This is a genomic window from Limnofasciculus baicalensis BBK-W-15 (genome assembly GCF_024178385.1).
GTDB classification, from domain to species: domain Bacteria; phylum Cyanobacteriota; class Cyanobacteriia; order Cyanobacteriales; family Coleofasciculaceae; genus Limnofasciculus; species Limnofasciculus baicalensis.
In genome coordinates, this window is sequence record NZ_JAMZMM010000073.1 from 1 (window position 1) to 9,142 (window position 9,142).

Annotated in this window: 7 protein-coding genes; 2 read left to right on the plus strand and 5 right to left on the minus strand. The window is 43.3% G+C overall.

The window, feature by feature from the left end; translation table 11 throughout:
- On the minus strand, positions 1-863 hold an 863-nt coding region (locus NJ959_RS09685), incomplete at its 3' end, for a hypothetical protein (protein ID WP_254011550.1).
- Positions 864-1,011: 148 nt separating this feature from the next.
- The gene (locus tag NJ959_RS09690; RefSeq protein ID WP_254011551.1) at positions 1,012-1,533 is read right to left on the minus strand and encodes a hypothetical protein; all 522 of its coding nucleotides are present in this window, start codon (positions 1,531-1,533) and stop codon (positions 1,012-1,014) included.
- A 313-nt stretch (positions 1,534-1,846) separates the two neighbouring features.
- On the opposite strand from NJ959_RS09690, the gene NJ959_RS09695 reads away from it, so the two are divergent.
- The gene (locus NJ959_RS09695; protein WP_254011552.1) at positions 1,847-3,535 is read left to right on the plus strand and encodes an ABC-F family ATP-binding cassette domain-containing protein; all 1,689 of its coding nucleotides are present in this window, start codon (positions 1,847-1,849) and stop codon (positions 3,533-3,535) included.
- An 87-nt stretch (positions 3,536-3,622) separates the two neighbouring features.
- Positions 3,623-4,453, plus strand: coding sequence for a carbohydrate ABC transporter permease (locus NJ959_RS09700; RefSeq protein WP_254011553.1), 831 nt, complete (start codon positions 3,623-3,625; stop codon positions 4,451-4,453).
- Positions 4,454-4,926: 473 nt separating this feature from the next.
- Here NJ959_RS09700 and NJ959_RS09705 read toward each other — a convergent pair whose 3' ends face one another.
- From NJ959_RS09705 to gltX, 3 genes are all read right to left on the minus strand, one after another.
- Positions 4,927-6,243, minus strand: a complete 1,317-nt coding sequence (locus NJ959_RS09705; RefSeq protein ID WP_254011554.1) for an LCP family protein — start codon at positions 6,241-6,243, stop codon at positions 4,927-4,929.
- A 128-nt stretch (positions 6,244-6,371) separates the two neighbouring features.
- Positions 6,372-6,827: a hypothetical protein gene (locus NJ959_RS09710; RefSeq protein WP_254011564.1), complete on the minus strand. Its 456-nt coding sequence runs from the start codon at positions 6,825-6,827 to the stop codon at positions 6,372-6,374.
- Between the two features lie 273 nt (positions 6,828-7,100).
- Complete coding sequence (gltX, locus tag NJ959_RS09715) at positions 7,101-8,543, minus strand: glutamate--tRNA ligase (protein WP_254011555.1); 1,443 nt, start codon at positions 8,541-8,543, stop codon at positions 7,101-7,103.
- Positions 8,544-9,142: the final 599 nt, after the last annotated feature.

Below are 9,142 nucleotides of genomic sequence, written 5' to 3' on the forward strand. Positions count from 1 at the left end.
CTCAAACAACGTGCTACCGTCTGAGTACCTGTATGCTCGTAGTAATTAGTTGCCATATCCAGGAAAGCGGCGAGATAATCCAACTTATCATCAGCAATTTCCACAAAACTTTGCAGGTTACTGACAACATTTTGAGGATTCAAACCCCTCGAACTTACCAAATTCCCCATCCAGCCTTGAACTGAGCCAAAAGTTTGACCAATAAAATCCAGCTTACCTGCGCTGCTGCCACCTGGAATCAAGGTACTAATTTTTTTAAAGGTATCATTTTGCTCCAAGCTAGAGGGGCTAAGTCCAGCCAGGTTTGATGAAGCCTTTTGGATAAAATCAGGACCTAGAGGAATCAAACCATCAAAACAAACCAATCCTGCCATTCGGATCATAGACTCTTTCCCGTAGTTTGCCAGGGAGCCGAGAAAATCGCCGATGCTATCTCCAGGAATACCATTAATTTGACAAAAGGCAACCAACTCCACAACCACTTTCAAACATAAATCGATAGTTTGAACAGTATCTGCCTTGGGAGTAAGTTGGTTGAGGAAACCCAGAAAAGAAATCTTCTCACCAATTTTATTAGCTAAAGCAGCAGCACCAATAGCAGCATCAGCACTATCAATCGTTTGAAATAGCCAGATCGCTCTTTGATATCCTTGATCTTGGTCATTATACAACCAAAGGGCGCGTTCGCTGATGTCTTGAATCAATCCAGGATCGTCTTCCCCTGTCACCGCCATCACCGTATTCTTAAATCCCACTAGATTATGCCACTCACCAGGAGCCACAAAATCTAGCGATCGCAAAGCTGACACTGTTATCCCACCTGTGGGTAACTCATCGACTAGTTGAATGATTGATTTGCTCATAAGTTGTTGGTTATTGGTGATTAGTTCTTGATTAACAAATGCTTGAGCTTACTCCCTTTGCCGTGGAATACTATTTATTTATCCCTGTCCTTCCTATCTTTGTGTCTTTGTGGTTTCTCAAATAGTTATGCCTACGGCTGTGGGGATGTTATTTTAATTGTGCCAAACCACTCAGGTTAAACTTTTGTAACCAAGCTTCGCGATCGCCTTGAGTCAGTGTAGTCGATTGAACAGTAACCTGATAGCGGCTACCCACCAAAATAGCGCTTTGAGTTTTCCCTACTTCCACTGCTGGATAACCCGCCACCTTTTTAGTACTCGCCTGGTATTTTTTAGCGGCAGTGGGGTTATTCGCCAAATCGCTAATTGAGATGACAGCTACATCTTTACCTGCATTTTGTAACTTAGCTTGGGCAAAGCCAGTTTTCTCCTGAGCAAAAACGCTCTTGTAGCTGCCGCTATTGGTGGGGAAGAATTTGTTAAATTGACCGCCAGCCACAGGTTTACCTGCGGGAATCGGAGCTGATGTTGTATCCTTCGGCGTTACTGAAGTAACTGGAGCGGTTTTAGTGGAAGCTGGTGGTGCAGCAGTTGGGGCAGCACAAGCTGTCGTTACCATTAATAACAGCGATACTGATAAAGCAGCCAGAATTTTACTTGCTCTTAACATAACGGTTTTCTCCCCGATCGGGTGTGCCAAGACCTCACCATTGTGGCATGTCAATTCCTGAAGTTACCGGAGCTTTCCGGTAGTAATGCCAAATTAGGGATTAGGGACTAGGGAAGTGACATCCTCCCTCGGTAAATCAAAGATTATTTTGACCTATAACCCCCTCCAGCCATAACGGGAGTCTTCCCGGCGATTCAGATAAAGGACAAGACATGTACTTTAATTTTTGTTAAGATTATGTCGGATATTGAGTAAGCTGCATTGTCTGGTTGCTCAATCTGCCTTCCTGCCATCGTCCTTAAGAATACTCCTCATGCTGCGACTCGAACATATCAGTAAAATCTATCCAACTGGCGAAGTTCTCAAAGATGTAAATTGGGAAGTCAAGCCACAGGACCGAATTGGCTTAGTCGGTGTCAACGGGGCAGGTAAATCTACCCAACTGAAAATTATTGCTGGGGAGATGGAGCCTACGTCTGGGGAAATAATCCGTCCGGCAAGTTTACACATAGCCTATCTTACCCAAGAATTTGAAGTAGATCCGACTCGGACTGTTAGAGAAGAATTTTGGACAGTTTTTCAGGAAGCCAACCAAGTTCAGCATAGCATGGGGCAGATCCATCATCAGATGCAAACGGCTAATCCAGAAGAACTCGATCGCCTAATTGATAAACTGGATCGATTACAACGTCATTTTGAAGCCCTGGATGGATATGGATTAGACGCTCAAATTGAGAAGATTCTACCAGAAATGGGATTTGTTGATGAAGATGGCGATCGCTTAGTCAGTGCTTTTAGTGGCGGTTGGCAGATGCGGATGAGTTTGGGGAAAATATTACTACAGAAACCTGATATCTTACTCCTCGACGAACCAACCAACCATCTAGACTTAGAAACCATCGAATGGCTAGAAGTTTACCTCAAGGGACTAAAAACCCCAATGGTAATAGTATCCCATGACCGAGAATTCCTCGATCGCCTCTGTACCCAAATAGTGGAAACAGAAAGAGGAGTCTCCAGTACCTATCTAGGAAACTATTCCGCCTATCTCCAACAAAAGGCCGAGATGGCAGAAGCCCAAATGAGCGCTTACGAGCGTCAGCAAAAGGAATTAGAAAAACAACAAGCCTTTGTTGACCGATTCCGCGCTAGTGCGACTCGCAGTACCCAAGCCAAAAGTAGGGAGAAACAACTAGATAAAATAGAACGGATTGAAGCACCAACAGGTGGATTAAGAACCCTTCACTTTCGCTTCCCCCCTGCACCTCGGAGCGGTCGAGAGGTAGTAGAAATTAAAGAGCTAGTCCATACCTATGAGGATAAGATATTATTTCTGGGTACAGATTTAGAAATCGAACGAGGAGACCGGATTGCCTTCCTCGGTCCTAATGGTGCAGGTAAATCTACCTTACTCCGGATGATTATGGGGATGGAAAAGCCCACAGGAGGTACAGTAGCATTAGGCGATCATAATGTTATTCCCGGTTACTTCGAGCAGAATCAGGCAGAAGCCTTAGATTTGAATCGTACCGTAATGGAGACAATCCATGATGAAATGCCAGATTGGAAAAATGAAGAGGTGCGGACTCTATTAGGACGGTTTTTATTTAGTGGGGAGACAGTCTTTAAAAAAGTTGCGTCTTTGAGTGGAGGGGAAAAAGCCCGTCTTGCTTTGGCAAAGATGCTATTACGTCCAGCCAATCTACTCATTCTCGATGAGCCAACCAATCATCTAGATATTCCCGCCAAAGAAATGATGGAAGAAGCCATCCAGAACTATGACGGCACGGTAATTATCGTATCCCACGATCGCTATTTTATTTCTCAGGTAGCCACTAAGATAGTAGAAATTCGGGAAGGAGAGTTTCGGACATACCTAGGAGACTATCATTATTACCTAGATAAAATCGCCGAAGAGAAAGAACAAGCCAAATTAGCCGCGATCGCAGCCGAGAAAGCCGCCAAGAAAGCTGCCAAAGCAGGAAAGAAACGGCAGGGTTAGGGAATAGTGTTTTAACTCTTCCTTTGCTTCTTAGCTGGGATACTCGGTTATTTAACCACAAAGACACAAAGACACGGAGGTGGAGAAATGAGTGGGGAAGGAAAGAGGGGAATTATATGGATGTACGTGGGATTAAGCGCGATCGCGTTTATGATGCTCTTTCCCCTAATCTGGCTGATCGGGACATCATTAAAGTCACCCACTGAAAATATTTTCAGCTTTCCCCCCCAACTTTTACCCAGTCAGCCCACCCTAGGAAACTTCATCAAAGTCTGGCAAACCAATCCCTTTGGCAAATATCTATTTAATAGTACGATTGTTGCCATACTCACCGTCAGCATAAACCTATTCTTTTGTGCCCTAGCCGCTTACCCACTGGCGAGACTAGACTTTCGGGGACGGGATATCATGTTTGCGGGTATTGTTTCCACAATTATGATACCCTTCCAAATCGTGATGATACCCCTTTATATATTAACAGTACAACTAGGCTTAAGAAATACCTACCTAGGCATAATCTTGCCTAATTTAGCCTCCGCCTTCGGTATTTTCCTACTCAGACAAGCCTTTCAAGCCGTACCCAAAGAACTAGAAGAAGCCGCCAGAATAGATGGAGTAGGAGAACTAGGCTTATGGTGGCACATAATGCTCCCAGCAATTCGTCCAGCACTAGTAACATTAGCGATATTTGTCTTTATTGGTTCCTGGAGTGACTTTCTCTGGCCATTATTAATTCTAGATAGACCAACATACTTCACCTTACCACTAGGAGTAGCCAAACTCGCAGGGACATTTTCCCTAGACTGGCGACTAATAGCCGCAGGTTCGATCGTATCGATTGCCCCAGTACTCTTATTATTCATATTCCTGCAAAAATATATCGTTCCCACCGATACTGGGAGTGGTGTAAAAGGATAAAATAGGATTCTTTTTTTAACGCAACCGAATACATATTTTGTGTATTTTGTCAAATCCCATCACCGCTTCTTCATACAACTTAATCATTTAGCGAGTGATATGGGGCGTTTTTTACAAAAATACATGTCACTACGAGCCTTTTTCTTGCTTCGGAAAACCCGATGGAGGCGATTTTTTTAACGCTATTTCAATAGTTTCAGCCAACATGTACATAAAATAGGCAATATAACTCCAAGCATTAAATTATAACACAGGGCTGAAACAACGCAAAATCGTTCTGAAAAATTTAATAAGTCAGGATTCCTTGACCGTGTTAAGTTTTGTGAGATTGAAATATTAAATGTAAACTGTAATTTTGCTAAGTAGGGCTTATCTAGGGAGGAGCGGTGGGATATTTAATTCCCGAATCATATTTTTTTTTAACGCATAGACGCGCAGCGGCTTCTCGTCAGAGTAGGGCGCAAAGGGGTATTTTAGTTTTGGCTGGTGGGGATGTCTCGATTTAACCAGTCTTCGCCGATGCGAATGGTGAGGTCGGATTTAAGTTCGCCGATGGAGGAGGGTTCTATTTTACCAATGCCTAAGATTTTTTTGAGGGAGGTGGCTGCTTTTAGGTCTCCTTGTTGGACTATTATTTCTGTTTCGGATAGTCTATCTGGCCAGTCTTTCACTATATATATGTTATGAAATTCTTTTTGGGTTAGATATTGGCTAATTCGATTAGCAATTTCTGGGTTATCTGTGGCGTTTTGAATGGCTATTCGCAACTGCTTAGGGGATGGATGGGTATTGGCTGAGGGGAAATCAGGTTTTTTTTGGAAGTGGTCTTGGACTATTCTGTTTTTACCTTCTTTATCCACGATCCAATAGCTGGCAATGAATTCTTTTGGTGTGCTAAATCGACCGGGTAAGAGTACCATTTTTAAGTCATCAGGCTGTAAGTTTAGGCTAAAACTAACTATGGCGAGGATTTCTTCGAGAGTGAGATTGGTATCGATATATTGCTGCATCACTCGAATGGCTTGAGGTAAACGCGGTAGTACTGCAGAACTAGTCAAACGCTGGCGTAGTGCTTTGAGGAGGATTTGTTGCCGCTGTACTCTACCTATATCTCCTTTATTGTTGTTGCGGAATCTGGCAAATTGTTCGGCTTGGTCTCCGTTTAGGGTTTGCCATCCTTGGTTTAAGTCGATATGCAATTTTTGAGTGATATCTGTATATTCCATTGGTTCGGGGACAAAAACTTCTACGCCACCAACTAAATCTACTAGTTCCCGAAAGGCATCGGTGGTAATTCTCACGTATCGGTCTATTTGGATGTTATTTAAGGTTTGGCTAACTACTTTTGCTGCTTGAGTCGCTCCGCCTTTAACGTTAGCGTCGTTAATTTTATCAATCCCAATGCCTGGTATTTCTATTTGGGTGTCTCTTGGGATGGAAAGGAGGGTGACAGATTTCTCTTTTGGGTCTAGCCGCAAGAGTAATATGGTATCGCTGCGACCGGAAAATATTTCTGGCGAACTTTTCGGTACATCTGGTACTCGATCAATCCCCATGACTAGGATATTAACGGGTCGGGCGATATTATATGGGAAGCTTTGACTTAAGGATTTATCTTTGCCACCAAATAATGGATTGTCAGGGATAATAAAGGAGGATAGAGGCGACATTAATGCTAGTGTTGCCCCCAAGGTAGCAGAAATTGTTGCGGTCAGCGAGATCGCTCCACCCCAAACTAGCCAACGTATATAAGGACGATTCACTAATTTAGCTCGATCTGAATTGGTCATAGTTAACCGAAAAGTGGCTAGGGACTAGGGACTAGTCTAGTGTGGCAGAAATAACTATACTGCCAAATACAGCCAAAAATAGTCAAAAGCTAAATAGGCTCGGTCTTACAACTTCCTACCTCCTCACCTTAACGCCGAAATGGACCGGGATTGAGTAGATCGACTTCGCTAATTCTAATAATATAGGGATGATATTTATCTTTGTCGTAAGAACCCACCCAGATTGCATAAGTACCTTTTAGCCACTGACCTGCAATACCAGGATTTTTGCCATCAAACTCATCATTACACCAGCTACCCCCAGGTCCTTTAATTAATATAGTGGTATCTTCTGGACTTTCTACTTCCAGACTCAGATAGTTAAAAAATGCAGTTAATACTACAGTATGATCTGGCTGGCGATCTACAAAACCGACACAAGGACCTGTAGCTGTTTCTGCACGACCAGCAATCTCCCTTACTGAGACTGGACCGCCACTGATACCCCGAAGGGTTAAAGGATCTGGCGCAAATTTTGGTCCAATTGTGACGTTATCAAAGATTGGCTGGGGTTGGGCTGACTGGGATTGAGCTGATGGAGCCATAAATAATTGACTGGCAATTGCGATCGTGACAATTGCGGCGCTAGCTCGAAAGATTTTAATGATTTTTCTCCCTTGTTTCAGCACTGACTTATGGATTCTAATAGTTACAAACGATATTGATTAGTTGATATTAACAGGTCAACACATTATTTTGCGACGTAGGGATGGTAAAAAATGTTCCGGTGACTTGTCAGGGAGTGAGGAGTGCCACAGTGCTGTTTGATTCCCAACCCCCCTATCAAACCCGATCGCTTTCCTGAGAGTGAATTAATATCACTCCCCCTGCAACGCCTGTTGTAACCGAATTCGATCTTTACCCTCCTGATGTAGTAAGATCCAAGAGGCAATCAAATCAGGTCCATGAACATCACCAGTTAAAGCAGCACGGAGCGATCGCATTACTAATCCTTTTTTTACTTTCTTCTCTGCTGTCACCTGTTTGAGAATCTGCTGCGCTTCATCTGGTGTCAATGTTTCTGTCTTCTCCAGCGCCTCTAGAATGGCTTGAATCACCTCAGTGACTCCTGGTTGTTGTAGTTGTGCTGTGGCATCTGGAGTAAATTCCACTCCATCGCTAAAGAATATCTTAGTCATCTCCACTGCTTCTGGTAAGCGAGCGAGACTCGGACCAATTACTACTGCCATTTCTTCTAACCAAGCCCGCTGCCCTACTGGATCGAAATTATATCCTGCGGATTCCCAGTATGGTATCAATAAATCCACTAACTCAGAAGCTGGCATTTTATGGAGATATTGACTATTAACCCAGTCCAACTTCACCCAGTCAAATTTGGCCCCGGCTTTATTAACCCGGGAAAAGCTAAACTGTTTGGCAGCATCTGCTAAACTAAATAATTCCTCTGTATCTGGAGGCGACCATCCCAGCAATGTCATATAATTAGCCATGGCTGGGGCAATAAATCCCAGATTCTTGAATTCAGAGATAGATGTTACCCCATCTCGCTTAGATAGTTTTGCTCCTTGGGTATTTAAAATTAAGGGAGTATGGGAAAATTCTGGGATACTTTCCCCTAATGCTTCGTAAAGTAAAATCTGTTTAGCGGTATTGGCGATATGGTCTTCACCTCTGATGACATGGGTAATTTTCATGTCAATGTCATCTACTACTACTGCTAAATTATATAGTGGCTGACCAACTCCATCATCTGCTGATGCTCTGGCAATTACCATATCACCACCTAAGTCGCTGGCTTTCCAGGTAAGTTTCCCTCGTACCATATCTTGCCAGACGATTTCACGATTGTCTTCTATTTTAAAACGAATTACCGGACTGCGACCTTCGGCAACAAAGGCTTCTCTTTGAGCTGGTGTCAGGTTTCGGTGGCGGTTATCGTAGCGAGGTGCTTCTTTTCTGGCTTTTTGGGCGCTACGAAGTTGTTCTAATTCTGCTTCTGAGGTGTAGCAGTAATAGGCTAATCCTTTATCTAATAGTGTTTTTGTGGCTTGGCGATATAAATCCAGCCGTTGGGATTGGAAAAATGGTCCTTCATCCCAGGTTAAGCCGAGCCAGGTTAATCCTTCTATAATACTTTGGGTATATTCCGGGCGCGATCGCGTTTCGTCTGTGTCTTCTATTCGCAGGATAAATTTGCCCTCGTGGTGACGGGCGAATAGCCAGTTGAATACAGCCGTCCTTGCTGTGCCGATATGTAAGTTCCCTGTAGGACTGGGTGCAATCCGAACTCTTACTGTCACTTTATGCTTATCTCAATGTTTGTTGGTTTGGGGGTTTATCCAGGTTACCACGGCTGAACTGGATTATTTTACCACCAAGGCACTAAGACACTAAGGGTTGTTAAGGGTTTTTGTTTACTGCCTTAATTGCTTAAACGCTAATGCCTCCGCTGCTGCCTTGGATTTCGATTGCTTTGGATAATTTATCTGTTTTTTTTACGCGCACAGATTTCCATTATCTTAATTTAACAAAAAAAAATCAATCTGTCAAGCGGTTACGGCTGGAAAATTGCGCCATGAACAGTTTAATTCCGGCATCGGAGAACTTGACAGTTGACAAAATTCAAGTTATAGTAAGAGAGTGGAAATCCGTGCCGCCCTAAAAATAGGGTTGGGAAAGCATTTTTAAATCAAGGGAGCCAGAAAAAAATCCCTCTTATAAAAACAATCGTGGTGAGCAGAAAGCAAATGCTGGCTGTAACTGGCGAGCGGGATAATTTTTGAGTGAAAACTGGATAATTGGATGGAGTGGGAAAAAGGCGATCGCGCGAAGCTTAATTGAGGTATCGGAGAACTTGACAGTTGACAAAATTCAAGTTATAGTAAGAGAGTGGAAATCC